This window comes from Nonomuraea sp. NPDC048826 (genome assembly GCF_043198225.1).
Lineage (GTDB): Bacteria > Actinomycetota > Actinomycetes > Streptosporangiales > Streptosporangiaceae > Nonomuraea.
Map to the genome: position 1 here is coordinate 755,222 of NZ_JBICUQ010000004.1, position 24,812 is coordinate 780,033.

The 24,812-nt window shown below is 69.9% G+C and carries 26 protein-coding genes and 1 tRNA gene; 12 read left to right on the top strand and 15 right to left on the bottom strand.

All coding sequences use genetic code 11. The features are described 5' to 3' along the window. Positions 1–44 precede the first annotated feature (44 nt). Together ACGFI7_RS18035 and ACGFI7_RS18040 are read right to left on the bottom strand one after the other, a co-directional pair. A complete protein-coding gene (locus tag ACGFI7_RS18035) occupies positions 45–281 on the bottom strand; it encodes a hypothetical protein (RefSeq protein WP_393405549.1) in 237 nt (78 codons plus the stop codon). Then, positions 281–505 (bottom strand): DUF6158 family protein, encoded by a 225-nt coding sequence (locus tag ACGFI7_RS18040; protein WP_393405551.1) that lies wholly within the window; start codon positions 503–505, stop codon positions 281–283. The genes ACGFI7_RS18035 and ACGFI7_RS18040 overlap by 1 nt, the downstream gene beginning before the upstream one ends. A gap of 97 nt (positions 506–602) precedes the next feature. Here ACGFI7_RS18040 and ACGFI7_RS18045 point away from each other — a divergent pair, with 97 nt between their 5' ends. Continuing rightward, on the top strand, positions 603–1,535 hold the full coding sequence (locus ACGFI7_RS18045; protein ID WP_393405553.1) for a LysR family transcriptional regulator: 933 nt from the start codon (positions 603–605) through the stop codon (positions 1,533–1,535). 89 nt (positions 1,536–1,624) lie between these two features. Continuing rightward, the gene (locus tag ACGFI7_RS18050; protein WP_393405555.1) at positions 1,625–3,088 is read left to right on the top strand and encodes an alpha-lytic protease prodomain-containing protein; all 1,464 of its coding nucleotides are present in this window, start codon (positions 1,625–1,627) and stop codon (positions 3,086–3,088) included. Between the two features lie 3 nt (positions 3,089–3,091). On the opposite strand, the gene ACGFI7_RS18055 is transcribed toward ACGFI7_RS18050, so the two are convergent. Then, positions 3,092–3,790 carry a histidine phosphatase family protein gene (locus ACGFI7_RS18055; protein WP_393405557.1) on the bottom strand — a complete coding sequence of 233 codons (699 nt, stop codon included), beginning with the start codon at positions 3,788–3,790 and terminating at the stop codon, positions 3,092–3,094. A 142-nt stretch (positions 3,791–3,932) separates the two neighbouring features. On the opposite strand from ACGFI7_RS18055, the gene ACGFI7_RS18060 reads away from it, so the two are divergent. After that, a tRNA-Ile gene (locus ACGFI7_RS18060) sits at positions 3,933–4,006 on the top strand. 505 nt (positions 4,007–4,511) lie between these two features. On the opposite strand, the gene ACGFI7_RS18065 is transcribed toward ACGFI7_RS18060, so the two are convergent. Next, the gene (locus ACGFI7_RS18065) at positions 4,512–5,486 is read right to left on the bottom strand and encodes a helix-turn-helix transcriptional regulator (RefSeq protein ID WP_393405559.1); all 975 of its coding nucleotides are present in this window, start codon (positions 5,484–5,486) and stop codon (positions 4,512–4,514) included. A 56-nt stretch (positions 5,487–5,542) separates the two neighbouring features. Here ACGFI7_RS18065 and ACGFI7_RS18070 point away from each other — a divergent pair, with 56 nt between their 5' ends. The 3 genes from ACGFI7_RS18070 to ACGFI7_RS18080 all read left to right on the top strand — a co-directional run bounded on the left by ACGFI7_RS18070 (position 5,543) and on the right by ACGFI7_RS18080 (position 8,840). Next, positions 5,543–6,733, top strand: a complete 1,191-nt coding sequence (locus ACGFI7_RS18070; RefSeq protein WP_393405561.1) for an epoxide hydrolase family protein — start codon at positions 5,543–5,545, stop codon at positions 6,731–6,733. 62 nt (positions 6,734–6,795) lie between these two features. Further along, a complete protein-coding gene (locus ACGFI7_RS18075) occupies positions 6,796–7,638 on the top strand; it encodes an NAD(P)H-binding protein (RefSeq protein WP_393405563.1) in 843 nt (280 codons plus the stop codon). Then, a complete protein-coding gene (locus ACGFI7_RS18080) occupies positions 7,635–8,840 on the top strand; it encodes a winged helix DNA-binding domain-containing protein (RefSeq protein ID WP_393405565.1) in 1,206 nt (401 codons plus the stop codon). The genes ACGFI7_RS18075 and ACGFI7_RS18080 overlap by 4 nt, the downstream gene beginning before the upstream one ends. A gap of 450 nt (positions 8,841–9,290) precedes the next feature. Here the strand turns inward: ACGFI7_RS18080 and ACGFI7_RS18085 are convergent, their stop codons facing one another. Then, on the bottom strand, positions 9,291–9,863 hold the full coding sequence (locus ACGFI7_RS18085; RefSeq protein WP_393405567.1) for a TetR/AcrR family transcriptional regulator: 573 nt from the start codon (positions 9,861–9,863) through the stop codon (positions 9,291–9,293). Positions 9,864–9,949: 86 nt separating this feature from the next. Between ACGFI7_RS18085 and ACGFI7_RS18090 the strand changes: the two genes are divergently transcribed. Continuing rightward, entirely contained in the window at positions 9,950–10,618 is a 669-nt protein-coding gene (locus tag ACGFI7_RS18090) for a DUF2867 domain-containing protein (protein ID WP_393405569.1), read from the top strand. Position 10,619: 1 nt separating this feature from the next. Continuing rightward, the gene (locus ACGFI7_RS18095; RefSeq protein ID WP_393405571.1) at positions 10,620–11,051 is read left to right on the top strand and encodes a DUF6463 family protein; all 432 of its coding nucleotides are present in this window, start codon (positions 10,620–10,622) and stop codon (positions 11,049–11,051) included. A gap of 89 nt (positions 11,052–11,140) precedes the next feature. On the opposite strand, the gene ACGFI7_RS18100 is transcribed toward ACGFI7_RS18095, so the two are convergent. Then, positions 11,141–11,584: a MarR family winged helix-turn-helix transcriptional regulator gene (locus tag ACGFI7_RS18100; RefSeq protein WP_393405573.1), complete on the bottom strand. Its 444-nt coding sequence runs from the start codon at positions 11,582–11,584 to the stop codon at positions 11,141–11,143. Between the two features lie 91 nt (positions 11,585–11,675). Here ACGFI7_RS18100 and ACGFI7_RS18105 point away from each other — a divergent pair, with 91 nt between their 5' ends. From ACGFI7_RS18105 to ACGFI7_RS18115, 3 genes are all read left to right on the top strand, one after another. Then, complete coding sequence (locus ACGFI7_RS18105) at positions 11,676–12,533, top strand: alpha/beta fold hydrolase (protein WP_393405575.1); 858 nt, start codon at positions 11,676–11,678, stop codon at positions 12,531–12,533. Between the two features lie 12 nt (positions 12,534–12,545). Beyond that, positions 12,546–13,382, top strand: a complete 837-nt coding sequence (locus ACGFI7_RS18110; protein ID WP_393405577.1) for an EamA family transporter — start codon at positions 12,546–12,548, stop codon at positions 13,380–13,382. Positions 13,383–13,799: 417 nt separating this feature from the next. Then, positions 13,800–14,447 (top strand): hypothetical protein, encoded by a 648-nt coding sequence (locus ACGFI7_RS18115; protein WP_393405579.1) that lies wholly within the window; start codon positions 13,800–13,802, stop codon positions 14,445–14,447. A gap of 808 nt (positions 14,448–15,255) precedes the next feature. Here the strand turns inward: ACGFI7_RS18115 and ACGFI7_RS18120 are convergent. The 9 genes from ACGFI7_RS18120 to ACGFI7_RS18160 all read right to left on the bottom strand — a co-directional run bounded on the left by ACGFI7_RS18120 (position 15,256) and on the right by ACGFI7_RS18160 (position 24,369). Further along, positions 15,256–15,654: a VOC family protein gene (locus ACGFI7_RS18120; protein ID WP_393405580.1), complete on the bottom strand. Its 399-nt coding sequence runs from the start codon at positions 15,652–15,654 to the stop codon at positions 15,256–15,258. After that, positions 15,651–16,505: a helix-turn-helix domain-containing protein gene (locus ACGFI7_RS18125; RefSeq protein WP_393405582.1), complete on the bottom strand. Its 855-nt coding sequence runs from the start codon at positions 16,503–16,505 to the stop codon at positions 15,651–15,653. Before ACGFI7_RS18125 ends, ACGFI7_RS18120 begins: the two co-directional genes overlap by 4 nt. Positions 16,506–16,623: 118 nt before the next feature. Continuing rightward, positions 16,624–16,824, bottom strand: a complete 201-nt coding sequence (locus tag ACGFI7_RS18130) for a hypothetical protein (RefSeq protein ID WP_393405584.1) — start codon at positions 16,822–16,824, stop codon at positions 16,624–16,626. 359 nt (positions 16,825–17,183) lie between these two features. Then, positions 17,184–17,891 (bottom strand): vWA domain-containing protein, encoded by a 708-nt coding sequence (locus tag ACGFI7_RS18135; protein WP_393405586.1) that lies wholly within the window; start codon positions 17,889–17,891, stop codon positions 17,184–17,186. After that, entirely contained in the window at positions 17,888–18,850 is a 963-nt protein-coding gene (locus ACGFI7_RS18140) for a lipopolysaccharide kinase InaA family protein (protein ID WP_393405588.1), read from the bottom strand. Before ACGFI7_RS18140 ends, ACGFI7_RS18135 begins: the two co-directional genes overlap by 4 nt. Then, entirely contained in the window at positions 18,847–19,893 is a 1,047-nt protein-coding gene (locus tag ACGFI7_RS18145; protein ID WP_393405590.1) for a hypothetical protein, read from the bottom strand. The genes ACGFI7_RS18140 and ACGFI7_RS18145 overlap by 4 nt, the downstream gene beginning before the upstream one ends. A gap of 8 nt (positions 19,894–19,901) precedes the next feature. Beyond that, entirely contained in the window at positions 19,902–20,897 is a 996-nt protein-coding gene (locus ACGFI7_RS18150; RefSeq protein ID WP_393405592.1) for a hypothetical protein, read from the bottom strand. Between the two features lie 2 nt (positions 20,898–20,899). Continuing rightward, on the bottom strand, positions 20,900–23,134 hold the full coding sequence (locus tag ACGFI7_RS18155) for a hypothetical protein (protein WP_393405594.1): 2,235 nt from the start codon (positions 23,132–23,134) through the stop codon (positions 20,900–20,902). 35 nt (positions 23,135–23,169) lie between these two features. Next, positions 23,170–24,369 (bottom strand): BTAD domain-containing putative transcriptional regulator, encoded by a 1,200-nt coding sequence (locus tag ACGFI7_RS18160; protein ID WP_393405596.1) that lies wholly within the window; start codon positions 24,367–24,369, stop codon positions 23,170–23,172. A 144-nt stretch (positions 24,370–24,513) separates the two neighbouring features. Here ACGFI7_RS18160 and ACGFI7_RS18165 point away from each other — a divergent pair, with 144 nt between their 5' ends. Next, a complete protein-coding gene (locus tag ACGFI7_RS18165) occupies positions 24,514–24,732 on the top strand; it encodes a DUF397 domain-containing protein (RefSeq protein ID WP_393405598.1) in 219 nt (72 codons plus the stop codon). Positions 24,733–24,812 lie beyond the last annotated feature (80 nt).

The window sequence follows — 24,812 nt, forward strand, 5'->3', positions numbered from 1 at the left end:
GCGCCGGAAGCCGGATCATCCCGTCCCCGGCCTGCCTCGGCGGATCAGCGCCAGACGCCGAAGGTGTGCGGCCCGAGCGCGTACCCCTCCCCGGTCACGCGCACGTACCCCTGGCCGATCAGCCGTTCGAGACTCTCCCGCACCTCCTCGCCGGGCAGGCCGGTGCTGTGCACCAGCTCGCCCAGACCGATGGAGCCGTGCTCCACGGCCTGACCGGCGACCGCCTCGTACACGTGGATGTCGACGTCGGACAGCGCCTGCACGTCGTGTTCCCGGTCCATCAGCGTGCCCTCGCTCCCTCGCGCAGCCGGTTCGGGTCGACCTCGCGCGCCGGGTAGCGGCGCAGGTATTCGGACTCCAGCTCGTTCGTGCGCGAGGTGTGCCGGGCCAGCGCGTCGTCGGAGCCGTGCAGGAAGGTGTCGGTGCGGGTGGTGTGGAGTTGCCGCAGCTCGCGCAGCAGGTCTTCGTCGCTCAGGGTGGCCGGGTCGATTCCCATCATCGTCATGGGCTTGCCCCTACCCCAGAAGACGCTCAACAATATCTGTCATATTTCCTGACACATAGGCATTGTTTGGGAGATTGGACCGCCTTACCTTCCCGTTATGGACCTCGAGCTCAGGCACCTCAAGATCGTCCGCGCCGTCGCGGACGCAGGAAGTGTCAGCAAAGCCGCTTCCATGCTCGGGTTGGCCCAGCCCGCCCTCACCGCCCAGCTCAAGCGCATCGAGCGGATGCTCGGCGGCGCGCTCTTCGAGCGCGACCGGCACGGCGCCCGCCCCACCCGCCTGGGCGAGCTGGTGCTCGCCCGGGCCCGGGTGCTGCTGCCCGCCGCCAAGGAACTCCAGGAGGAGGCGGTACGGTTCGCGCACGCCCCCTCCCCCGGTTACCGCATCGGCGCCACCAACGGCCCGATACTCGGCGGCCTGGTGCACCGCCTGGCCGCCGAACGACAGGTCAGCACCTACACCAGCTGGTCGGCGCACGAACTGACCACCATGGTCGAGCTGGGCCGCCTCGACTACGTGCTCACCGGCGCGTGCGGCGACAACGGCACCCCCGCGGGCACGCTGGCCTGGGAGACGATCAGCCTCGACCCGGTCTTCACCCTGCTCTCCGAGCACCACCCGCTCGCCGTGGAGAAGGAGGTGGAACTGGCCGACCTGGCCGACGAGCAATGGGCCGTCACGCCCGGGGACGGCTGCTTCAACGACTGCTTCGCCATGGCGTGCGCGCGGGCCGGGTTCACCCCGGGCACCATCTACGAGACCGACGTGGCCACCTGCGTGCACCTGGCCGCCGTGGGCCGGGCGGTGGTGCTCTGCCAGGCCACCCACCAGCCCGCGGCCGGCATGGTGGTGGTGCCGCTGAAGAACGCGCCGCTGCGCTGGCGGCAGCTCCTCGGCCGCCACCCCGCCGCGCCCGACGCCGCCTGGGTGCTCCTCCAGGCCAAACAGACACACCGGGAGGCGGTACGGCGCAGCCCCGTCTATCACGACTGGCTGGCGCGCAATCCCGCGTTCGGCACAGCGCCATAACACCGTGGTAGGGCCGAACTGGTACTCCTCGGCCTTCGGCCCCCCGCGTACGTTGACGGCACCCCCCAGCCACAGCGAGGAGACACCCCATGCTCCGAACTCCAGCCATGATCGCCATCGCGATCGGCGCGTTAGTCGTGACGGCCACCCCGGCCGTCGCCACCGCCACGACCGCCGGTGCGGCCGAACCCCCCAAAGGCGTGATCGACGCCATCGAACGCGACCTCGGCATCAGCGAGAAGCAGGCCGTCACCAGGATCGCCAACGAGACCCGCGGCAACCAGGCCGCCCCCGCCCTGGCCAAGCGCCTCGGCGACCGCTACGCCGGCACCTGGTTCGAAGGCGCGGAGAGCAAACTCGTCACCGCCAGCGTCAGCCAGGCCGACGCCGCCGCGATCAAGAGCGCCGGCGCCGAGCCCCGCATCGTGCCCCGCACGCTCGCCCAGCTCAACGCGGTGAAGGAGGGCCTGGACAAGACGGCGGCCCCGGACACCGTGCACAGCTGGTCGGTCTCCCCGGCCGACAACGCGGTCGTCGTCCAGACCGCCGACCAGGACGCCGCCATCGCCTGGGCCAAGAGCGCCGGCGTGGACACCGAGGCCGTCAAGATCGCCGACTCGGCTGACCGGCCCAAGCTCTTCTACGAGATCCGCGGCGGCGACGCCTACTACATCTCGTCCTCGCGCTGCTCCGTAGGGTTCGCCGCACGCCGCGGCACCCAGCTCGGCTTCACCACGGCCGGCCACTGCGGCTCCACCGGCGCCTCCACCACCGGCTACAACCGCGTGGCGCAGGGCACCTTCCAGATCTCGTCGTTCCCCGGCAACGACTACGCCTGGGTCGCGACGAACGCCGACTGGACCGCCGCCGGCGTCGTCAACGGCTACTCGGCCGGCATCCTCCCGGTGCGCGGCGCCACCGTCACCCAGCCCGGCGGCTCCGTGTGCCGCTCCGGCTCCACCACCCAGTGGCGCTGCGGCGCCGTCCAGGCGCTCAACAGCACCGTGAACTACCCGCAGGGCACCGTCTCCGGCCTCACCCGCACCTCCGTCTGCGCCGAACCCGGCGACTCCGGCGGCGCCTTCATCTCCGGCGACCAGGCCCAGGGCATGACCTCCGGCGGCTCCGGCAACTGCAGCGTCGGCGGCACCACGTACTTCCAGCCCATCGGCGAGATCATCTCCGTGGGCGGCCTGACCCTGGTGACCAGCGGAGGCGGCGGCGACCCCGACCCGCCCACCGGCTGCCAGAACTACCAGTCCACCCACACCGGCTCGCTGAGCTCCGGCCAGAGCGTCTACCAGCCGAACGGCTCGTACTTCCAGACCACCACGTCCGGCAACCACAGCGCCTGCCTCGACGCCCCTGACGGCACCGACTTCGACCTCTACCTTCAGAGGTGGAACGGCTACTCCTGGAGCACCGTGGCCCAGGGCATCACCCCCGGCTCCGACGAGACCATCACCTACAACGGCAGCGCCGGCTACTACCGCTACCGCGTCCACGCCTACAGCGGCTCCGGCTCGTACACCCTGGGCTTCAACCGCCCGTAACCCCTATCCCGCTTCGAGCTCGAACTCCCACCCGGGACGCCACTGGAACGGAGCCGTCACCAGCTCCTCCAGCGGCGTCCCGGCCAGCAGGTGCAGCAGGGCCCACCGGTTGGCCGCATGCGCGACCACCAACACGGTGCGGCCCTGCCACCGTGCGGACGCATCACCCGGTTCCCGCACGCCCGGTCCGTCCCCCACATCCGGCACGCCCGGCCCACCCGCCTCGACCCGCAAGCCATCCCGCACATCCGGCACGCCCCGCAAGCCATCCCCCACATCCGGCACGCCCCGCAAGCCATCCCGCACGTCATTCAGATCGCTGCGCACGTCCCTGAGAAAGGCCGCCGTACGCGCCACCACCTGCCGGTAGCTCTCCCCGCCCGGCCACGGCACGTCGATGTGCCGCACTCGCAACGGCGCCAGCTCCCGCACCGGCCGCCCGGTGAGATCCCCGTAGTCACACTCACGCAACCTGGCGTCGAACCTGACCTCCCGCACCCCGCCGAAGGCAAGCTCCACGGTCTCCACCGCCCGTCCCAGGTCCGAGGCGTAGACCACCTCCACGCCCCTCCGCCGCTCCCCCAGCTCCCGCGCCTGCTCCCGCCCCACGGCCGACAACTCCCCAGGCAGATGCCCGGTGGCGATCCCCCGCTCGTTGTCCACCGTCGTGGCATGCGTCTCGTAGACCAGCCTGACCGACATACCGCGATCCCGTCCGCTCTGGGAAGAATGATCGTCCCAGTCTCCCCGCAGGGGGCTCGACGTGGAATGATGTGCGAGGTATCGAACGGGGCGGGGGCGCACACCATGCTTTAGCCTTGTCGATGCGCACAACTCAATTCCAGGGGCGGTAGCTCAGCCGGTCAGAGCATCGGACTCATAATCCGTGGGTCGTGGGTTCAAGTCCCACCCGCCCTACTCACCAATACCGTGTTCGACCTGGGGTTTCTCGGTTTTCGCCGACCTCGGATCTCATTGTTGATCATGGCTGGTTGCTCGGTGGTTGCTCGTGTGTACGGATCGTGTATCGCGGTAGATCATTTAGGCCGCCACCGTCAGTTCAGACCTCAGAGATGACTCGACCCGCACCCCCTTGCCGGTCAGCAGCCGCACGATACGGACAAGCGTCAAGAAACCGCGCGGAGGACTCTAACCTGACGTTTTTCGATGCAGTGGTGGGTGTGGTGTTGGGGTGTACCCCAACCAACATCAGTATCAGTCGATCACGGCGTGCCGCACCAACGGTGAGGTGCGGACAGAGCCGCACCCGTCGCGCCGAGCTTTGGCAGGAGACGATGGGTGCCGCTCAACGAAGCGGATCATCGCCGCTCCACACCGCTGGCATCGCACTCCAAGTAGCCGATCGGCGGATGCGCAACCGCATGGAGGCAGGAGCCGCGGCGGGCGGCCTCGTCCGCATGGCTCAGGTGTCCTGCGGCCGTGGCTCGGTGGCGCGGTGGTAGCGTCCGGCGAGTGCACGCACGAGTTCGACGAGTTCCGCGGGTTCGGTCACGGTGAAGTCGACGCCGAGCAGGCCGAGGTGGACGGCGAGCGCCTCGATGCTGTCCGCGCCGGTGTCCAGCAGGCAGCGGGTGTCGTCGACCGACGTGATGGTGCCGATGGCGGGGTTGATCCGCTCGGCGAGCTGTTCGGCCGGTGCGTGTATGACGACCTGGGCCCGGTACCGCCAGGCGGCCGACGACACACCCCGGCGTACCTGGTCGACGGCTTCCTCGGGGAGATCGCGGGGGGTGAATCGGGGACCGGTCGGGGTGCGTGGGTGGAGCCGGTCCACCCGGAAGGTCCGCCAGTCGCTCCGCTCGACGTCGAACCCGACGAGGTACCACCGGCGTCCCCAGTTGACCAGCCGGTACGGTTCCACCTCTCGCCGGCTCTCGGAGCCGTCGTGGCTTCGGTAGTCGAATCGCAGGCGCTCGTGATCCCGGCAGGCGGCGGCGAGGGCGCTCAGCGTGTCCGCGTCCACCCGCGGGCCCAGGTCGTCCCGCGGCACCGCGACGGCGTACCGCTGGAGGGCGTTGACACGGCGCCGGAGCCGGGTCGGTAGCACCTGCTCCAGTTTGGCCAGCGCGCGCAGCGAGGTCTCCTCGACTCCGGTGATCGTGCCCCCGGCGGCGGTGCGCAGTCCGATCGCCACCGCGACCGCCTCTTCATCGTCGAGCAGCAGCGGCGGCAGCGCGGCCCCGGCACCGAGCCGGTAGCCGCCTACCGCGCCTCGGTTGCCGTGCACCGGATAGCCGAGGTTTCGCAGGCGTTCCACGTCGTTGCGGACGGTGCGGGTGCTGACCGACAGCCGTTCGGCCAGTTCGGCGCCGGTCCACTCGCGGGGCGTCTGGAGCAGCGAGAGCAGGCGCAGCAGCCGCGCCGAGGTTTCCAACATTCTTCGAGTCTGCCCGTTCATTAGGAACGGTTCTTACCTAATTGGTTCCTACGCTGATGACCATGACGAACGACAGCACGATCGCCCCGTTCCGGATCGACATCCCCCAGGCCGAGCTCGACGATCTACAGCAGAGGCTGGCCCGGACCCGGTGGGCGGAGGAGCTGCCCGCGAGCGAGTCGGCGCCGGTCGGCCCGGTGCCGCCGGGTTGGGAGTACGGCGTCCCGGTGGGCTACGTCAAGCAACTGGTCGAGCGGTGGCGCACGGGGTACGACTGGCGGGCCTGGGAGGCGAAGCTGAACGCGTACCCGCAGTTCACCACTGAGATCGACGGCCAGAACATCCACTTCCTGCACGTGCTGTCGCCGGAGCCGGACGCGACGCCGCTGATCCTGACCCACGGCTGGCCGACCTCGGTGGTCGAGTGGCTGGACGTGATCGGCCCGCTCACCGACCCGCGGGCCCACGGCGGCGACCCGGCGGACGCGTTCCACCTGGTCATTCCGTCGGTGCCGGGCTTCGGCTTCTCCGGGCCGACCCGGGAGCGTGGCTGGGACCGGTACCGGGTGGCCCGGGCCTGGGCCGAGCTGATGCGCCGGCTCGGGTACGACCGGTACGGCGCGGTCGGCAACGACGGCGGGTCGCTGATCTCGCCCGAGGTGGGCCGGGTTGACCCCGGGCACGTCTGCGGCGTGCACGTGACGCAGGTCTTCTCCTTCCCGTCAGGTGACCCCGCCGAGCTGACCGGTCTCTCCGAGGAGGAGCGCGGCAAGCTCGCGTTCGCCGAGTGGTTCACCCAGAACCGTGGTGCGTACGACAAGCTCCAGTCCACCGAGCCGCAGAATCTGGCGCACGCACTGGCCGACTCCCCGGCCGGTCTGCTGGGCTGGCACGCGCAGCTGCTCGGCGCTTCGCTCGACCCGGATTTCGTGCTCACGAACGTGATGATCTACTGGCTGACCAACACGGCCGCCTCAGCCGCCCGGTTCTACTACGAGGACGCGGCGGCGGCCCCCGTACAACAGAAGTCGAACGGCCGGGGCACCTCCGTGCCCGAGCCGACCACCGTGCCCCTCGGCCTGGCCAACTTCGCCTGGGACTTCCAGTCCATCCGGACGTTCGCCGACCGCGACCACACGAACATCCTCTCCTGGAACGTCTATGACCGGGGCAGCCACTTCGCCGCGCACGATGCCCCCGATCTGCTCGTCGGCGACATCCGGCAGTTCTTCGGCAAGGTTCGCTGATCCGCCGCCGGTTGTCGGCGGACCCCCCTCAGACCCTATGTATTCGCACGAAAGGAAATCCCATGTATCTCGTCATCGGTGCCACGGCTCACTTCGGACGTCAGGCGGTAGAGGAGCTGGTCGCCGCGGGTGCGCCGGTGCGGGCGCTGACCCGTACTCCGGAGCGGGCGGAGCTTCCGGAGGAAGTCGACGTCGTCCGGGGCGATCTGACCAAGCCCGAGACCCTGCCGGCGGCGCTGGCCGGCGTCGAGGCCGCCTTCCTGGTTCTGCAGTACGGGATGGATGTCGCTCCGCTGCTGGCGGCCGCGGGCCGGGCCGGGGTGCGGCGGCTGGTGTTCCTGTCCTCGGGGGCGGTCGTCCCGGGCGCCGAGCGGCAGCCCGACGTGATCGCCCAGTACCACCGCGACGTCGAGCGGGCTGTCGAGGCGTCCGGAATCGAGTGGACGTTCCTGCGGCTGCTGTTCCCCGCCATCAACTCGTTGACGTTCGCGATGCAGCTCCAGGGCGGTGACGTCATTCGCGCGCCGTACACCGAAGCGGCCTTCAGCGCCGTGCACGAGAGGGACGTCGCCGAGGTGGCCGCGCGGATCCTGATCGGCGGCGGGTACGCGGGGCGGGCCTACGACCTGACCGGCCCCGAGTCGCTGACCCAGGCACAGCAGGTCCGCATCCTCGGCGAGACGCTGGGGCGCCCGCTCACCGTCGAGGACCTCGACCCGGAGCCTGTGCTGGAGCAGATGAGCCAGTTCATGGACCCCGAGTTCCTGGCCGCGCTGTTCGCTCTCATGGCGCAGGCGGTCGGCAAGCCCGCGCCGGTCAACGACGTCATCGAGCAGATCACCGGGCACCCCGCGCGCACCTACGCCCGGTGGGCCGCAGATCACCGGGCCGACTTCGGCGGATGATCAACGAGGGCAGCGGCATCCGCCGCCCCAGCCGGATGGACGGAGAGGACGGCACAGTGGCACAGGTGCTGGGGCGACGGGAGTTGGGCAGAGCCCTGCTGGCCCGTCAGTGGCTGCTGGAACGGGCCGACGCGACCGCCGAGGAGGCGGTCACCCGGCTGGTCGGCATGCAGGCGCAGGCGCCGTACGCGCCCTACTTCGGGCTCTGGAGCAGGTTGCGGAAGTTCGGCACCGCCGACCTGGCGGACACGCTGACTGAGCGCCGCCTGGTGCGGGTCGCGCTGATGCGCAGCACCGTCCACCTGGTCACCACGGCGGACTACCGCTCGTTGCGGCCATGGGCGCAGCCCGCGCTCGACCGTGAGCTGGACACCGCGTTCAAAAAGGTCCTGACCGGTCTGGACCGTGTGGCCGTGGCGGAGTCGGGCCGGGCGCTGCTCGACGCACGGCACCTCACCCCCAAGGAGCTCAGGGCGGCGCTGCACGAGCGGTGGCCCGATCACGAGCCCCGCGCGCTCGCCACCGTAGTGCGCAACCTCGTGCCGCTAGTCCAGGTGCCGCCACGCGCCGTCTGGGGCGTCGGCGGCACCACCCGGTACGCGACGGCGGCCGGCTGGACCGGAGCCGAGCCCGCCCCCGCGGCCGACTCCGAACACATCGTGCTGCGCTACCTCGCCGCGTTCGGCCCGGCCTCGGTCACCGACGTGCAGACATGGGCCGGCCGAACCCGGCTGCGTCCCGTCCTGGAAAGGCTGCGGCCGCAACTGGCGGTCTTCCGCGACGAGCACGGGGTGGAACTGTTCGACCTGCCGGATGCGCCACGCCCCGGCGCCGACGCCCGCGCGCCGGTTCGCTTCTTGCCCGAATACGACAACCTCCTGGCCTCCCACGCCGACCGCACCCGCGTGATCTCGGAGCAGGACCGCAAACGGGTCATGACGCGCAACGGGATGCGCGCCACCTTCCTGGTGGACGGGCAAGTGACGGGCGCCTGGAAGCTCCATCTGGGCAAGGCATCAGCGACTCTGGAGATCGACCCGTTCCGGCCGCTGGCCACCACCGAGCGCGCCGAGGTCGAGGCCGAGGGCGCCCGGCTGCTGGAGTTCGCCGCGCCCGGCGCCGACCACGACCTCCGCAGCGGCAGGGCCACGCTCGTGGGCCACGACGACGCGGTGACCGGCGAGAAAAGCGATCGGCAGTGAGCAGGCCCTGCTCATGCGTGCCATCCACAGACGCCCGCTCATGCCGCTGACCGCGCCTTACGGAACGTGACCATATCCGCCCACCGGCAACAATTCGTGCAGAGGACCTCGATCATCCGTGCAGTCCACTTCGGAAATCGACAGACACTGAACCGCGCCGGGATTGATGGAGACTCTGGTGTGCCACTTTCCGTGATCGGACCTGCTGAGTAGATCACAGTTCGGGCGTTCCGGCCGGTAGCCGTGCCTCTTCGACAGCTGCTTCCCGGTAGCGAGGGTCACCTCCTCCAGATCGCCGTCCACCCACCGCGCGCCGCACGCCTCACCCCGCCGCAGACCCGGAACGCCACCAGGTGGTGGAGCGCATACAGCCCGTCGGTGGCCGTGTGGTCCAGAAAGGCACCCAGCTGGGCCGGCGTCCACACCGTCACCGGCGAAGGCCGCGAGTCGTCACCTTTTGCGACTTCCCGGTGGGCGGTCGAGGAGGAGGTCGGCGGCGCGGGCGATGACATCCTCGCGGGTGCGGCCGGCATGGTCGGCGGCCAGGAAGTGGCTGCCGATAGCCGCACAGAAAGCAAGCAGGCTACGCGCCTCTACCTCGTCGGGGTCCTGGCAGAACGTGCCGATCGCCTCGCGCAGCAGGTCCATGCGGCGATTGTCGACGCGGCGCAGGCGCTCGGCGACGTCCTGGTCCCGGCGAGCCCAGTCACGGACGGCCAGGTCGATGGGCAGCAGGCGGTCGCTGGAGAAGGTGAGCTGCCCGGCCAGCCAGACCTTGTCGAGCACATCACCGTCTTCGCGCTCGATCCTTTCCAGGACGTCGTCGACGCTCTCGCGCTCCCAGGCGTCGAGCATCTCGGCCAGCAGGGCTTCCCGGTCGGCGAAGTAACCGTAGAAGCCGCCCTTGGTCACGCCGAGCGCTTTGGCCAGGGCCTCGACCCGTACGGAGGCCACGCCTCCCCGCGCCAGGGCTCGCAGTCCCTCTTCCACCCACTTCTCGCGTGGCGTCCGCAGCCCGCCCATCGTGGCCCACCTCACCTTGCATCCGGTTGTACGCACCCGTATAACTAGGCTTATACGGAAGCGTATATTCAGGAGGACACCCTGTCATGTCCACACGACTGCCCGACACCGAACACACCAGCCGCCCCTGGCGCATCCACGACCTCACCCGCGACTTCCACCTGCAAGACGTCTGGGCCTTCCGCACACCCGGCGGCGGACCCGACGACTTCGCCACGATGCTCGCCGCCCTCCGGGCCAGCGGCGAACCCGTCGCCCAGTCAACCCTGGCCCGGCTCCTGTTCGCCGCGCGATGGGAGCTGGGCGCCCTGTTCGGCTGGGACGAACCCGAGCAGCGAGTGGGCGCGCGCGTGCCCTCCCTGCGCGAGCGCCTGCCCGCCGACCTACGCCAGGCACCGCTCGGCCCCGACTTCGACGACATCCCCTTCACCAACGTCTACGAACTCGACGACGAGTTCGCCATGGAACTGTCGAACCGGACCGTGCACACGATCTGTCACCTCGGATGGGTGGAGACCCGCGACGGCGAGCACGAACTGCGGATGGCGGCATTGGTCAAGCCCAACGGCCTGCTCGGACGCCTTTACATGGCAGCCATCGCCCCGTTCCGCCACCTGATCGTCTATCCGGCCCTCACCCGACAGTGGGAACGGGCCTGGCGGGACCACACCGCCCCTACCGTGAGCGCGAGCACCCCCGACCCCGGCCCGGACCGAGCGGTCCGCGTGGCCATCCCGCCGAGGACGGAGAGCTGAGATGGTCAAATGGGCAGGCTGGCTCATTCTGCTGATAGGACTCGGGCACACGATCGGCGGCCTGGTCCTGACCGCCCCGGATCACGCCGACGCGTGGTTCAGCAGGGGGCTCTGGGGCGAGGATCTCGCTGCGATGAGCCCGGCGCACGGCGCATACTGGCTGGCCTTCGGCAGCTTCGGCCCGCCACAGGTGGTGATCGGCCTGATGGTGCTGTGGCTGGACCGCCGAGGCATGATACCTCCGCCCTTCATCGCATGGATATTGGCGATCAACGCCGTCCTGTGCGGTGTGATCTTCGGGCCTGCACCTTGGCCTGTCGACCTGATTTCGGCGGGGCTGCTGCTGACCGCAGCCCGGCGGTCCGCACGCTCTCGCCGTCTTCAACCCACGGCCGCAAAGGCACCCGCCGCGCCTGTCGCAGCCGACGAGTAGCCCGGCCATGAGACAGGGAAGTACGCATCGCATGGGCGAGCACAGTGGCTCTCGGGTCACAACGCACAAGACGCTGTCCACCTCGCAGGTCAAGGCAGGCGCGCGGCGGAGACGGCCTGCTCGATGTCGACAAGAGCAGCCAACTGCCCCGCCGACAGCGCTCTGCCGAAGTGCCGGTCGATCGACGCCAGATGCGCAGGCGTCGCCTCCTCATACGTCCGGCGTCCGGCCTCGGTGAGCAGAACGTCGTCGCCCCGGCCATCCAGCTCGCAGGACTCGCGCGCGATCAGCCCGCGGCCTTCCATACGGCCCAGCTGGCGGGACAGGCGGCCGTGGGCCCACTGCAACCGAGCCGCCAGGCCGCCTACCCGCACGCACATCTGCGTACTCGCCAGTTCGGCCACCGCGGACAGCACCTCGTAGTCGGGCATCGACAGGCCCGACTCCTTCTCCAGGTCGCGGGCGACCTCGACGTCAACCAGCAGCTGCAGCCTGCGGTAGGCGGCCCAGGCGTCGTATGCGGGTCGGGTCATGAACCGATCGTACCAATACTTGGTTACATGTAACCACTTTCGTGCTAGCTTCTACGTTACATGTAACGAACCTATCCGGAAGGTGGCTGCAATGGAACGCACCCTCAACGTCAACGGGGTCGAACTGGCCACCGAAGCCTTCGGCGTCCCGGCCGACCCCGCCATCGTGCTGATTCACGGCGGCGGCCACAGCATGCTCAACTGGGAGGACGAGTTCGTCCAGCGGCTGGCGGCCGGCCGACGCCACGTCATCCGCTTCGACAGCCGAGACGCCGGACGCTCGACCCACTCCCCCGCCGGCGCTCCGCCCCACGACCTGCGCGACATGGTCACCGACACCGCGGCCCTCATCGAGGCACTCGGCTTCGACCGCGCACATCTGGTCGGCATGTCACAAGGCGCCGCGATCGCCCAGCTCGTCGCACTCGACCACGCCGAGCGTGTGGCCACGCTCACCCTCGCATCCTCAACCCCTGGCGGCCCCGGCCACCAGCACGACGGCCTACCGGGCATGACGGCTGAGCTGCAGGCTCTGTACGCGACCGAACCCGCGGAGCCGGACTGGCAGGACCGCCAAGCCGTCATCGACTATCTCGTCGAAGCCGAACGCCCCTTCGCTGCTCCAGGACATTTCGACGAGCTCGCCGTACGACAGCTGGCCGGGCGTGTCGCTGACCGCACGATCGACATCGCCGCCCAGCTGACCAACCCGTTCCTCCTGGACGCCGGCAAGCCCTGGCGGCACCGGCTCGGCGACATCAAAGCCCCGACGCTCGTGCTGCACGGCGCCGACGACCCCTTCCTCCCCCTGGATCACGGTCGCGCCCTGGCCGCGGAGATTCCCGGCGCCCGATTCATCGCCATGGAACGGACCGGGCATGAGGTCTTCCCCCGGTACCACTGGGACATGATCATCGCCGCGATCCTTGATCACACCGAGCCGCGTTGACCGGGACGACCCGTGATCGCCATCGCATTGGCCCTTGGCGCCGCGCTCGGCTGGGGGGCGTCCGACTTCCTGGGGGGACTGAAGAGCCGTTCCCTCCCTCTGCTGTCCGTCCTGCTCGTCTCGCAGGCTGCCGCTCTCATCCTGCTCGCGACCGTCATGGCCATACGCGGCGCAAGCCCACCGGACCCCGCCTTCCTCGTCCAGGCCGCCATCGCCGGCCTGGGCGAAACAGCAGGCATAGCTGCTCTCTACCGCGGCCTTGCGGTCGGCACGATGAGCATCGTCGCCCCGGTCGCAGCCGCAGCACCCGCCATCCCCCTGCTTGCCGGGCTGACGGCAGGTCAAGTCCCTGGGCCGTTCCAGTTCGCCGGTCTCGCGTTCGCCGTACTCGGACTGATCATCACCTCACGCGGCCCGGCCACCGAGGCAGGGGCCCGGCCGCTGGCGAGCATCCTGTACGGCCTGCTGGCGGCGCTCGGCTTCGGCGCCTTCTTCCTCACGATGCACAACGCCGGTCAGGCCGACACGGGCTGGGCCCTGCTGACCGCCCGTCTCACGACTGTACTCATGATCGTCTCTGTGCTGCTCATCAAGCGTCACCGCGTCACCGTCCGGCGGAGCGATCTTCCTGTGCTGGCCGCGATCGGCGTCCTCATCGTCGCAGCTGACGCCCAGTACGCCTTCGCCTCGATTCTCGGCCAGGTGGGCGTCGCGGCCGTTCTGGCCTCGCTGCACACAGTCGTGACCATCACGCTCGCCCGGATCGTCTTGAAGGAACGACTCCAGCGCCGGCAGCAGATCGGCATCGGCATCGTCCTGCTCGGCGTCCTGGCCATCTCCGTGGCATGAATCGTGCGGGTCCCCGCTCAGGCATCCGAAGCACTTGCTGTAGCAGTCGATCCGCGGACCGGATGGGGTGAGCGGAGCGTCGGACCGTCAGAGATGGCCAGTCAGGGAAGACAGACCTGCTGGCGAATGACCTGCATAGAGACGAGCTGTAGCTGTATCCCAGCTGTCCTTCCGGACAGCAGGGGCGAAGCGTTCTCGGCTGGTGAGACGCGTGAGTGGGACCGGAACGCGGAGCCGAGACACCCGCGCGGAGGCGACAACGCGACGCCCGATGATCGCTGATTGCCCAACTGAGGGGTTCGCCCTCATGGAGGGCCGACTATACGCTGCGATCTTGGTCGCGGATGTTCCCAGGAAACGGCGATGGCCGGAGGTTTCATGTCGGAGTGACTCGACTACGAAGCGCGCTATCTCGCCATGCTCGACGAACTGACCAACTGCTCCGAAGCGAAGATCCTCTACGAGGAGCGGGGGCCGATCGAGGAAATGATCGGGGACGCCTCGGAGACCTTCGAGCTCATCGCCGACGAGGAAGGCGTTCATCTGGATCCGACCTTGCATCGCACCTTCCTTCGCTTCGAGGGACTGTCCAGCCACTGGGCCATAGAGCGCCCCGGCCTGTACCTGGCGGGCGAGTTCTCGATCCGCCATATCGGTGCCGCCATGCTCACGGTCGGAGCCGAACGTGCCACTGATGACACTCCGGAGGAGGAGCGCCGCGTCTACTCGGAACTTCGCGTCTTCGACGAGCACCCGCGCGGCGGTGGCGGCACCCTGGCCGGCCTGCGCATCTCTCCCTGGATGTCGTCACCGGAGGTCTGGTATTGCGACGGGCCGCACGGCGCGTTCAAGCTGAATCTGGGTTACGACGAGTACCTCGATGCGCTGCTGGTGACCAAAGGTGTCTACGGCTGGCAACACCTCTACACCGACGTTTCCCTAGGGGACATCGACTTCCTGGCAGCGGCGGAAGCCATGGAGGCGATGCTGGATGTGTTCCCGGAACTCTTCCCCGACCACGACTATGCTCCCTTTCATCAACGGCTCGCGGAAAGACGTGGCTAGCCCCGCAGGGCCAAAGAAGCGTTCTCATGTTGTGAAACCGAGTAGCTGAAGGCCGTCGGTAGGGTGGCTGCGGTAGTGGCCGGTGGCGGCGGTGATGTCGGTCCAGCCGATCAGGCGGGCCAGTGTCCGACCCCGATCCCGAGCACGTCGGCCACATCAGCTCCCAGCCTGCCTGGCGCGACCAGCGGCTCCTGCAGGAACATGCCGCCTCCAACCGAGTCGGCATCGCCGCCTGGGCGTGGGAGAGCGGGCTGGTTCACCGATCAGGGTGAGGCGTGCTTGTTCGATGCTGATGGCGGGAAAGATCCAGCGCTTCGGGGCATGACGAGCATCCGAACGGACGCCCGCATCCGCCATGCAGCACTCGGCGTTCGATCATCTTCGCGTCCCCGCCGGCAACCAGCACCAGCCCCTTCCACTCCTGTCCGACGAACCAGCCGCACGACGATGGGCACGAGGCGGCAACATCTCCGTCAAAACCACCGGCCGCCTCTCCCCGGGCATGCTGCGAACCCCCGCTGCTCATCTCCTCCCCCGCATCGGCTGTACTCAAGTGCCGTTGTCGCTGTCGAGCACCACCGTCACGCGTATGCCTCGGCAAGGTGTAGAGCACCTGGCCCGCCACCGCGATGATCCCGCGGATGCCCCGTCCCGGTCGTCACGATCAATGCCCTTCGCCGGGCGAAGGCGAGTGCGGCGGCCACTCCCCGCGGTCTTGCCCGCGCCGACCGACCTCACGCATGCCGCGCTCGTAGTGGTTCGCCAACGCGACAAGTGCGCGGCGGGCTCGGGTTCAGCCGATTCTGGCTCAGCGTAGCTCGCCGGTGATGATCCACAGGTGGCCGAACGGGTCACGGATGCGTCCTGACCGCTTGCCGTAGGGCCGGTTCTCGATCGGCACAACCACTGCGGCGCCGTGGGCGATCATGCGTTCGCCGACCGCGTCCGGATCGTCGACCTCGACCTCGAGGAGGACCGCGGATCCGCCGAGATCATCGGGTGACAGCCATCCCCACGATGAGACGGCCGGCGAGATGCGGAAGGACGACCCGCCGACGCGGTGCTCAATGACGCTGGGCCGGCCATCGTCCCCGCTCCCTGGCGCACTGAACACCTGCTCGGCGCCGAGGGCAACCTGGTAGAACGCCGACGCCCGGTCCGGGTCAGGCACGATGAGACGGGGAGAGAGATGAGTGTTTGGCGTCATGCACCGATCGTCGGGCCTGACGGAGGCAGGAGTCTTGAAGATTTGGGAACGCCCCATGCCAGACCTTCGGCGCGTAGCCACTCGGTCGGCGTGCACCCGGCCATAGCCCGCCATTCCCGGGTGAGGTGCGCCTGGTCGGCGAATCCCGACGCCGCGGCCACTGCCGCCAGGCTGAGGGTCCCGGCACGAGCGCCGGCCACGAGCCTGCCACGCGTGGCCTCGAACCGCAGCAGGCGTTGGTACTCCTTCGGCGTCACCCCCAACGCGGCGCTGATCCTGCCGCTCAGGTGACGCCGGGAGCACCCGAGAAGCCGAGCCGCCTCCTGCACCCGGCTGGTCCCTGACAGCGCGGCCAGCGTGGCGCGCAGGTGACCGCCCGGACTTTCCTCATGCCGGGCCCGTCCGGCGATCAGGGCGCCTTCGACGAGGGCTCGGCGTTGCGGCCAGGACTGGCAGGCCGCAAGCTGCTCCGGCAGGTACGCCATCGCCGGGGCCACGTCGGCGAGATCGGCGACGTGCCCGGCCACGGCCGACGCCGGGATTCCCAGCAGCGCACCGGCACCCAGCGGACTCAGTCTCAACCACACGCCGCGAGTGCCGCCCACCTGCCTCAGCTCGGCCGCGTCCAGGTGAAGCCCGGCGACGACGGCCCGGAACCGTTTCGGCGAGCAGCCGTGCCGCCCAGGCCACGCGATCTCCACCGAGTCCGACTCCGGGATCGTGATCGATATCGTGGACGAGGGCAGCCCGCGATGAACGCCGACCAAGCCTGGGCCGAGCTCGTAGGCGGTCAATGTCGCCACGAACGGTGCCAGAGCCGCGGACCTCTGATGAGCAGGCGCGACGGTCATCTCTTCACTGTACGGCCGCCCGGCGATGCGATCGGTTCCCGTCTCGCGACTCCCACCCACTTCACCGAAGCGAACTGCCGACTTGCCAGCTGGAAGCGGCACTTCGCGGGTTCCTGGGTCAGAGCGGGACGTGTACCTCCAGGATGGGACCCCTGGTGGACGAGGACGCTCTCACGTAGTGGTCCGTGAGGACGATCTCCGTCCGGTACGAGGACATGGTGCCGTACCGCTGATCGGCCGCCCGGTTGATCGCGTAGATCAGCGCCACGGCCATGTAGAGGAGAAGGAACAGCCCCACGACGACGACCAGAGTGACCATGCAGCCCTCGATCGAACCGGACGACCTGGGGGCATGGTACGGCGGTGGCAGCGGCGGGCGGACCGGTGGCCACGGCCGGACAGGGCCCGGCGGAGGCGGGCCCGGCAGGAGCAGCGGGGGCGGGGGCGGGGATGGGGGCGGCGGCGGGGATGGGAAGAAGATCGCGCTCGGCTCCGGAGGGACGAAGCGGTGCCCTGCGTCATGTCCCGGGTCGGGTTCGGCGTGCCCGTTGCCGAGCCAGGGATCAGGCCCGGTGGCGTGCCCGGCCGCACGCCCGGTGTCGCACCCCTGGCAAGTGGCGTCCGCGGGGTCGTTCCACACGTCGCACAGCGAGCACCGCCAGTTCGGGCCGGCACCGCTCACAGGCTGTTCGCGATCGTGTCGATGATCTCGTCGAGTTCGAACTCCTCCAGCCCGTCTCCGGCTTTGGAGGGGAAGTGCAGAGTCATGTTCCACTCTTCGGTGATGTCGGTCCAGGGATAGGCATCGGGCGCGAAGAGCACGAGGCGCTTGGCGCCGTTGTCCATGACCGACGACTGGCTCTTGGTGTATCCCCACTGCTCGAAGAGCTCGTCCATGTCCCGGGGAAGGTGCTGGGGATAGGTGTGCGCGGCGACCGCCTGCGGCGACCGCAGCGGATGCGCCGGCGCGTCAGTGAACATGACGATGACGTGACGGCGCCGGTCCAGCCCCTTCTCCCACGGCGAGCCGATCGCCAGCGCGAGCGCCTCCAGCCCGGACTCGGGGACGTCGCCGCCGCCGGTCGCGCGCAGCTTCCGGACGAACTGGTCGAACTCCGTCGCCTCGCCGGGGAACGTCAGGAACTCGGTCTGCTCGATGGCGTCCTCGGCGAAGTCGCCGAAGTCCCGGAAGGCGACGAGCTTGATCCGGAGCTGGCTGATCTCCTTGCCCTTGCGCCCCATGACCTGACTCAGCCGGTCGTGGAAGGTGAGGGCGCTCTGCTTCACCCTGTCGAGGACCGGAGCCATGCTCTCGGTCACGTCGACGCAGAGGACGATGTCCACCGCGTACCGCAGGTTGCCCTGGTATCCGTCGTCGTTGTTCATGGCTGGTCCTCCTTGGTTCGTACGGTGATGCGGACTCGGGAGCCCGGCGACGTCGCGTACCTGGGGCGCAATTCGCACACCCCGGGTTCCTTGAGCACCTGGAGAAAAGTGGTCATCCCCGGCCGGGCCATCGGCGCCCTGGACGTCATCGCGTCGAGGAGGGCCCGCATGGGCTCGGTCAGCCGGTCGTCGAAGCGCAGCCGCCCGCCGGCCAGCGCGGCGTCCGCGGGCGTGCCGAACCGGTCGTCGAATCCGGGCAGGGAGCCGGTCAGGTAGTAGTGCGCCATCAGGCCCAGTGCGAAGACGTCGGTCTTCGTCGTGAGCTGCTCCGGCCGTGTGCCGGGGTCCTCCTGCACGTAGCGGCGCCACTCCGGGGCCGCGTACACCGAGTCGCCCGTGATGTCCTCCCGCGCGGGCGGCAGGCCGGAGAAGTAGGCGTCGTCGAAGTCGATGAGTTTGGCCGTGTAGAACGCGGCCTGTCCCCTCTTGGTGAGGAGGACGTTGCCGGGCTTCAGGTCTCCGTGCACCACGCCGATGCGGTGCAGCAGCCGCACGCTGAGCCCGAGCGTGCGCAGCAGCACGGCCTTCTCCTCCGTGCCGAGCGCCTGCGGCCGGGGCGGAGGGTTCGCGTGGACGCGTTCGGTCACCTTGTAGTACGTGACGCCGTCCAGGAAGAAGTCGAGCGCCAGGACCAGGTTGCCGCCGCCGGGAGCGTCCCAGGGCAGCCGGTCCATGATGGCCCGGTGCCGCCGCTCGAACTCCTCGCACGCCTCCGTGCGCAGCCGGACGCTGGCCGCGCTCGCGGAGGAGCCGGGTTTGGGCCGTTTCGGGTCCAGGAAGCGCTTGATGAAATACTGCTGCCGCCCTCGCTCGGCGAAGGCCCAGACACACTTCCCTCCGCCGCTGTTGGTCGGCTCACTGATGATCCGGTAGTCCTTGACGTACTTGCCCGCCTTCACATCCGCTCCTTGACGGGCTGCTCCTTCAGGGGCGGCATGAGCCGCTCGTACGCCGGCCGATAGTCGTCCCACGCGCGTGACCGCCACTCCGGCTCCGTGGGGTCTCCTGCCGCGCGGTAGCGCGTCCCGGTCTCCAGCGCCCGGCCGGCGAAGTCCGTCCGGAGCCGGGCGAAGTCGGCGTACCCCAGTGCCGCGAGGCTGAGCGAGGCGTCGTCACCGGTGTAGCCCGACACCAGGCGGGCCAGCCGCTCGGCCCAGTCGAGTTCGTCGTGCGCCGCCTGCAGCGTGCTCAGCAGATGGCACTCGAAGTGCGCGGGCGTCTCGACATAGCCGAAGAAGCCATCGGTGGCGCAGATCAGCACGCACGGCAACGGCAGCCGCAGCGTGTGCGAGTCGATGACGAACTCCTGGTCGGCGGAGATCATGTTGGTCATCGGCGGGTCCTGCGTGAGTTGCCGCAGGCCGTCCGTCTCCTCCGTGTGGTCCCGGGTCAGCGCCTGCAGCCCGCGTCCAGGGCTCAGCGCGTACGCCCGTGAGTCGCCGGCCCAGAGCGTCCGGCACTCGGCCTCCTCCCCGTCCAGCCGGTAGCACGAAACGGCCATGGTGGTGGGCAACCACCGTCGCATCCGGCTGACGATCTTTCCGCGGGGCGGCGCGGGCACTCCGGTCAGCAGCCCGGTCAGGTGCTCGCGCAGCGAGTCCGGCGTACGGACCGGGGTCCGGGCCCCGGAGCGGTCGCCGAACCACTCCTCCACGCCGGCCCTGACCAGCCGGGCCGCCACCCAGGCCCCGCTCCTGCGCGTGCCGTCGGGCAGCTCGCACGAAGCGCCCGCCCCGGCTCCGCCCAGCCCGTCGAAGACGCCCAGCATCCCTTCGCCGTCCGGCATCAGGTGCGTGAACAGCGGCGGGGCGTCCTCACCCCGTCCTTCGCTCCGTTCGGTCCACACGCCGATGGCCAGCACGCGCGGGACCACGCAGTGCCACACGACACCCGCCCCTGGCGGATCGGACAGGCGGGTCCCGTGCACCTTCACCTCGGTCACCTACCGGGTCACCCGTTCACGTCGTCGATCTTCGACAGCTTGATGCCGCGGACGCGGCTGGGGCGGTGCGAGCCGTTCTGCGCCGGGTCCTGCTCTTCTGGGGTGTCGTCCGGCTCATGGCCGGTCTCCGCGACGGGGCCGGTGGAGAGCGCGCCCCGCAACCTCCCCGAGCGGATCCCGCCGAACGGTGCCGTGGATCCACCGGTGACCCGGTCCCGCAACGCCCGCTCGGCCTGGAGGAGCTCCCATGGCTCGAGCTCCGTGCCCGCCTGTGAGATGACCTTGTTCCAGGCGGCCAGCAGCTCCTGGCGTTCTTCACGTTCGGCCCCGGCGATCAGGTCGTACGCCGCCCGCGGCCCCTCCCGTTCCATGATCTCCGCGATCAGGCCCTCGGCCCCGTCCTCGCGGAGCATGCGCAGGTGCCGCTGCCTGCGCATCTCCATCAGCCGGGTCTCGCGCTCGATCTCGCGGTACGCCCGGCCGCTCGCCAGGATCTCGTCGGTGTCGACCACGAGCTCGATGGTGATGTTGCGCAGCCGGAGCGCGGAGTCGCCGGCGAAGTCCCGCATCGACTCGGTCAGCGCGTCCTCGGCCCGGTGCAGGTCACCGATGTCGTAGCCGCGCGAGACCCGGCGCAACATGCTCTGCAACGGCAGACGCAGGGCGCTGCCGACGTCCTCGATGCCGCGGGAGACGACCTCGTCGGGCTCGGCCACCCGGCAGTTCAGCCGGACCAGGCTGGAGAAGCCGAAGGCGGGGTCCCTGCTGAGCAACGGCAGGTGCAGGACCAGCCGGTGCTCTCGCATGTCGACCAGGTAGGAGTGACGGTAGGTGCCGTACCAGGCGTCCGGGACGGACTCGCCGTGCCGGATCGTCAGCAGGTCGCCCTTGCGCGGCGCCAGGACCAGCGCCGTTCCCGGAGCGGGCGGCCGCAGCGGCTTGCGCGGCAGGACCAGCGGCAGGCCGGACCTCTTGAGAATCGGGTTGTAGGTGTAGGCCTCCACGATCAGGTCCTTCCGGTCGTGTACTCGCGTGATCGGTCGAGCGCCGCGTGGATCTGCGCGGCGGGGTGGTCTCGACGACCGGCCGCCCTGGCCCATTCGTCGAGGTGGTACAGCAGCCGTTCTCGATGCCTGCCGGAACGCCCGGCCACGGCCAGCACGATGAGCCGCGCGTTGCGGTTGGCCGTCCGGTCGTGGCCGACGTGCTTGTCCAGGTAGTCGCGCAGGGTCTGCAGCGCCTGCTCCTGCACCGGCCTGCGGGACAGCGCGCGGGACCAGAGCTCGGTCAGCGGCGCCAGGTGGCTCTCGGCCTCGGCGATCAGCAGCGGGCACGAGGACGTGCGCTCTCCCGGCCCAGCGAGCGCGGCCGCCGTCCCGCTCGCCGGGAGCCCGGCCACGAAGACGAAGGCCGACAGGGCCTTGGCGACCTCCGTCGAGCCGTCCTGCGCCTGCGACCAGTCCAGCAGTGCCTCGAGCACGTCGCTCGCGTGCCCCTGCTCGATCAAGTGGAACAGGCTCACGCCGACCGGCAGCAGAGTGCCCCAGTCCTCTTCCTTCCGGTTCAGCAGCATGCGCAGCGCGCGGGCGGCGCGATCCGGACGGGCGGCGCCCAGCCTGCCGCTCAGCGTCATGGCGGCGGTCAGCCCCCGCCGCCGCTGGGCGACGGTGTCCGCCTCCGTCACCCAGCCTTCCAGCAACTGCCACACGGCCTCGGTGAGATCCGGGTGGCCACCGGCGACGTCGAGCGCGGTGGCCGCGCTCTGCCTCAGCACGAGCGACCCGTCCTCGGCCCATTGCCGCAGGTAGCGGTGGACGGCATGATCGTAGTCGCTCCAGGCGAGCACGCCTGCCGCCACCGAGGCGCGAGCCCGCACGTCGATGTCGGGATGGGTGACGAGCTTCCGGATCCAGCCGAGCAGCGCCAGGCGCCGGCCGTCGAGCGAAGTCCAGGCGTACCCCAGCACGGCCTGCCTGACCAGCGGGTTGCGGTAGCGGACGCGGGGCGCCACGTCGCCGGCGACCGTTCCCGAGCCGAGCGACACCTCCAGCCACGGATGGTCCGACTCCAGACGCTCACGGAATCGCAGGTCGGCCGGCGCCTCTGCGGGCGGGGCCAGCCGCTCGTGCAGGGCGGTGGCGGCGTCGGACACCGTGAGGTAGGTGGCGTCCTCCAGCACCGCCGCCGCCAGCGCGAAGCTCGTGCTCTCCGGCTCGCGGTGCCGGCTGAACCACGCGTGGACCTGTGCCGTGGGATCGCGCAGGTCCCTGACGGCGCTCGCAAGGTCCTTGCCCTCCCTGATCACGGCGGCCAGGCGCACCGCGGTCCGCGGGCGTGGGTCCTCGCGCAGGAGTTCCAGCGCGCCCGCGTCGGCGAGCCGTCGCCGCAGCTCCGCCGACTCCTCGGGCGTGGGCTCGTCCTCGTGGAGCTGCCGCTCGATCAGGCGTATGAGGTCAGGCCGGCCGAGCGTCGTCATGACCTGCTCGAAACGCCCGGCCTGCACCAGCGCGCCCCTCGGCGGGCCGGTCACCACGACGAGGTAGCTCTTCCGCTCCTGGAGGCGGTCCGTCGTGTCGTCGATCCACTGCTCGTCGAGGAGCGCCGGATCAAGAGTGGTGGTCGCGTCGTCCAGGACGAGCAGGTAGCCGGTGTCCGTCTCGGACGCCCACTGCGCCTCCTTCACCACGGACGGGTCCAGCACCATGTGGCACGCGCCGGCCGGATGCCTCTCCACCGCTCGCGCCAGCAGATTCATGCCCGTGGTGCGTCGTCCGCCGGGCGGGAGGGCGAGGATCAGCAACCGGTGCTCGACGAGGACGCGCAGCGCTTCGTCGAAGCCGGGCGCGGGGAGATAGCCCTTGGTCCACCGGACGAGTCCCCTGGCGCTGATCTTCGTGGTCGTCTGTCCCGCGCGCTGTCCGCCCCCGCCGACGGACATCCCGCCGGCCACGTCCACACGGCCGTTGAACAGGGCCAACGTGTTGATCCGCATGCCTAGCGGATCTCCGTTCAGCCGCTCCATGACGCGGGCCGCGATGGCGGCCGCCTGCGCCGCCTCCGCGCGTTCCGGGTCGTCCTCGCCGCCGTGGCGCAGCGCGTTCAGCGCGTCCTCGGCGCTCAGCGGCGTGGTGTCGTCCTTGTTCTGCTGATCCGGCTGTGGACGCTGGTCGGCGGCCGCGTGCGCCCCCTCGTCGCCGGAGGCGCCTTCCTCCACCGGGGGCTCGTCGGTCTTCTGGCTCATGCGCTACTGACCTCCGTCGTGGTCATCCGTCGTGGTCAGGAGATGGTGAAGTCGCCGGCGATGTGCACGGGCGCCTGGTAGACCATGGCGTTCTTGATGGTCTCGGCGACGATCGCGGGGCCGCCCGCGCGCGCCCGCTTCTCCTGGTCGACCAGCCGCTCCACGCTGTCCAGGAACGCCTGGTCGCGGACGAGGTGCGCGACCAGCACCCGCTCCAGGACCGCGACGGCCGCGCCGTTCACCGGGTCGACCTCGACGCGCGCCAGCGCGTCCGCCGCCTCCGGGTCGCCGGCGAAGCGGGCCCTGACGAGTTCGAGCAGTTCGTCCGGGTGACGGGTCCAGGAGACGCCGCTCTGTGCCTCGCCCCTCGTGATGGCGTCCGTGACAAGGCGGACGGCGTTCTTCCCGATCTCGTTCGCTGATCGCATGTTCCCTCCTGGGGGATCGACGGTGTAAGCGCCGGGTGGCGGGTCGAGCACGGGGTCCTGGCGCAAGATCAGCTGCTGAAGCTCCTTGACCCGGGTGCCGGGGTCGTTGCCGACCTCGTCGCGCAGCCTGCGCCGCAGGTCCTCGTACGCGGCGAGGGAGTCGGTCGCCCGGCCGACGCGGTAGTGGGCCAGCATCAGCAACCTCGCCGCCTCCTCGTCCAGCGGCCAGGCGTGGACGAGGTCCTGCAGCTCGGGCACGAGCCGGGCGTGCTGACCGAGCCGCAGCTCGGCCTCCAGGCAGGCGAGCAGTGCGGCGCGGTACTCCTCCAGCAGCCGGAGCCGCGCCTCCTCGGCCCCCGGTCCCGGCAGGCCGGCGAGCGGCTCACCCGGGCGTGGCCCGTCGGGCTCCCACTGCTGGAGCGCGTCCCGCAGCAACCGTGCGGCCTGCTCGTCGTCCTGCCTCAGCAGCGGCCAGGCCGACTTGACGCGATCTCGGAAGCGGAGGGCGTCCACCTGGTCCCGCTCGACCACGACCCGGTAGCCGTTGTCGTACATGGGCACCACGAGGCCTCCCGAGGAGGTCCTGCCCAGCCGGGTGCGCAGGTCGCTGGCGTAGTGCGACAGGACGCGGCGCGCCGCGCGGATGCCCGGCTCGCCCCACACCTTCGTGATGAGCCGCTCGATGGTGACCGGCTGCCCCTCGGCGAGCAGCAGCAGGGCGAGCAACAGTCGTTGCTGCCGGTCCCCCAGGGGCACCGGACGGTCGCCCCGGTACGCCTCCATACCGTTCAGCAATTGATACCGCACGGCCGCTCCCCTCCGCTCAGGATTTCCTATGACGCACCTATGACAAACCGCCTACCGGATCTCTCACCTGGTTTCACACCGCGATATTCGATCCTTTTCTCAAGGGCGCGGCAAAGCCCCCGCCGAAAAGAAAAGGAGAAAAAAATGAACGAGGTCCGGGAAAACAACCCGCAGCAGCCCGGCTGGGTCAAGGCCGCCGCTTGTGACAATGGCGGCACCTGCATCGAGGTCGCCCTCAGCGGCAACGCGATCCTCATCCGGGACTCCAAGGACCCGGACGGGCCGGTGCTCCGCTTCACCGTCCCCGAGTGGCTCGTCTTCGTCTGCGGGGTGCTCGTCGGCGACTTCGACCACCTGATGTGACGTACGCCGGCCCCGGGAAGGGCGTCGCGGCGCGCGGGCCGCGACGCCCCCCGGCGGGGACGCCGGGCCGGTGTCGGCGA

Coding starts and splice junctions, on each gene's coding strand:
- ACGFI7_RS18035 (WP_393405549.1), bottom strand. CDS start 281: ATGGACCGGGAACACGACGTGCAGGCGCTGTCCGACGTCGACATCCAC.
- ACGFI7_RS18040 (WP_393405551.1), bottom strand. CDS start 505: ATGACGATGATGGGAATCGACCCGGCCACCCTGAGCGACGAAGACCTG.
- ACGFI7_RS18045 (WP_393405553.1), top strand. CDS start 603: ATGGACCTCGAGCTCAGGCACCTCAAGATCGTCCGCGCCGTCGCGGAC.
- ACGFI7_RS18050 (WP_393405555.1), top strand. CDS start 1,625: ATGCTCCGAACTCCAGCCATGATCGCCATCGCGATCGGCGCGTTAGTC.
- ACGFI7_RS18055 (WP_393405557.1), bottom strand. CDS start 3,790: ATGTCGGTCAGGCTGGTCTACGAGACGCATGCCACGACGGTGGACAAC.
- ACGFI7_RS18065 (WP_393405559.1), bottom strand. CDS start 5,486: ATGTTGGAAACCTCGGCGCGGCTGCTGCGCCTGCTCTCGCTGCTCCAG.
- ACGFI7_RS18070 (WP_393405561.1), top strand. CDS start 5,543: ATGACCATGACGAACGACAGCACGATCGCCCCGTTCCGGATCGACATC.
- ACGFI7_RS18075 (WP_393405563.1), top strand. CDS start 6,796: ATGTATCTCGTCATCGGTGCCACGGCTCACTTCGGACGTCAGGCGGTA.
- ACGFI7_RS18080 (WP_393405565.1), top strand. CDS start 7,635: ATGATCAACGAGGGCAGCGGCATCCGCCGCCCCAGCCGGATGGACGGA.
- ACGFI7_RS18085 (WP_393405567.1), bottom strand. CDS start 9,863: ATGGGCGGGCTGCGGACGCCACGCGAGAAGTGGGTGGAAGAGGGACTG.
- ACGFI7_RS18090 (WP_393405569.1), top strand. CDS start 9,950: ATGTCCACACGACTGCCCGACACCGAACACACCAGCCGCCCCTGGCGC.
- ACGFI7_RS18095 (WP_393405571.1), top strand. CDS start 10,620: ATGGTCAAATGGGCAGGCTGGCTCATTCTGCTGATAGGACTCGGGCAC.
- ACGFI7_RS18100 (WP_393405573.1), bottom strand. CDS start 11,584: ATGACCCGACCCGCATACGACGCCTGGGCCGCCTACCGCAGGCTGCAG.
- ACGFI7_RS18105 (WP_393405575.1), top strand. CDS start 11,676: ATGGAACGCACCCTCAACGTCAACGGGGTCGAACTGGCCACCGAAGCC.
- ACGFI7_RS18115 (WP_393405579.1), top strand. CDS start 13,800: ATGCTCGACGAACTGACCAACTGCTCCGAAGCGAAGATCCTCTACGAG.
- ACGFI7_RS18120 (WP_393405580.1), bottom strand. CDS start 15,654: ATGACGCCAAACACTCATCTCTCTCCCCGTCTCATCGTGCCTGACCCG.
- ACGFI7_RS18125 (WP_393405582.1), bottom strand. CDS start 16,505: ATGACCGTCGCGCCTGCTCATCAGAGGTCCGCGGCTCTGGCACCGTTC.
- ACGFI7_RS18130 (WP_393405584.1), bottom strand. CDS start 16,824: ATGGTCACTCTGGTCGTCGTCGTGGGGCTGTTCCTTCTCCTCTACATG.
- ACGFI7_RS18135 (WP_393405586.1), bottom strand. CDS start 17,891: ATGAACAACGACGACGGATACCAGGGCAACCTGCGGTACGCGGTGGAC.
- ACGFI7_RS18155 (WP_393405594.1), bottom strand. CDS start 23,134: ATGAGCCAGAAGACCGACGAGCCCCCGGTGGAGGAAGGCGCCTCCGGC.
- ACGFI7_RS18165 (WP_393405598.1), top strand. CDS start 24,514: ATGAACGAGGTCCGGGAAAACAACCCGCAGCAGCCCGGCTGGGTCAAG.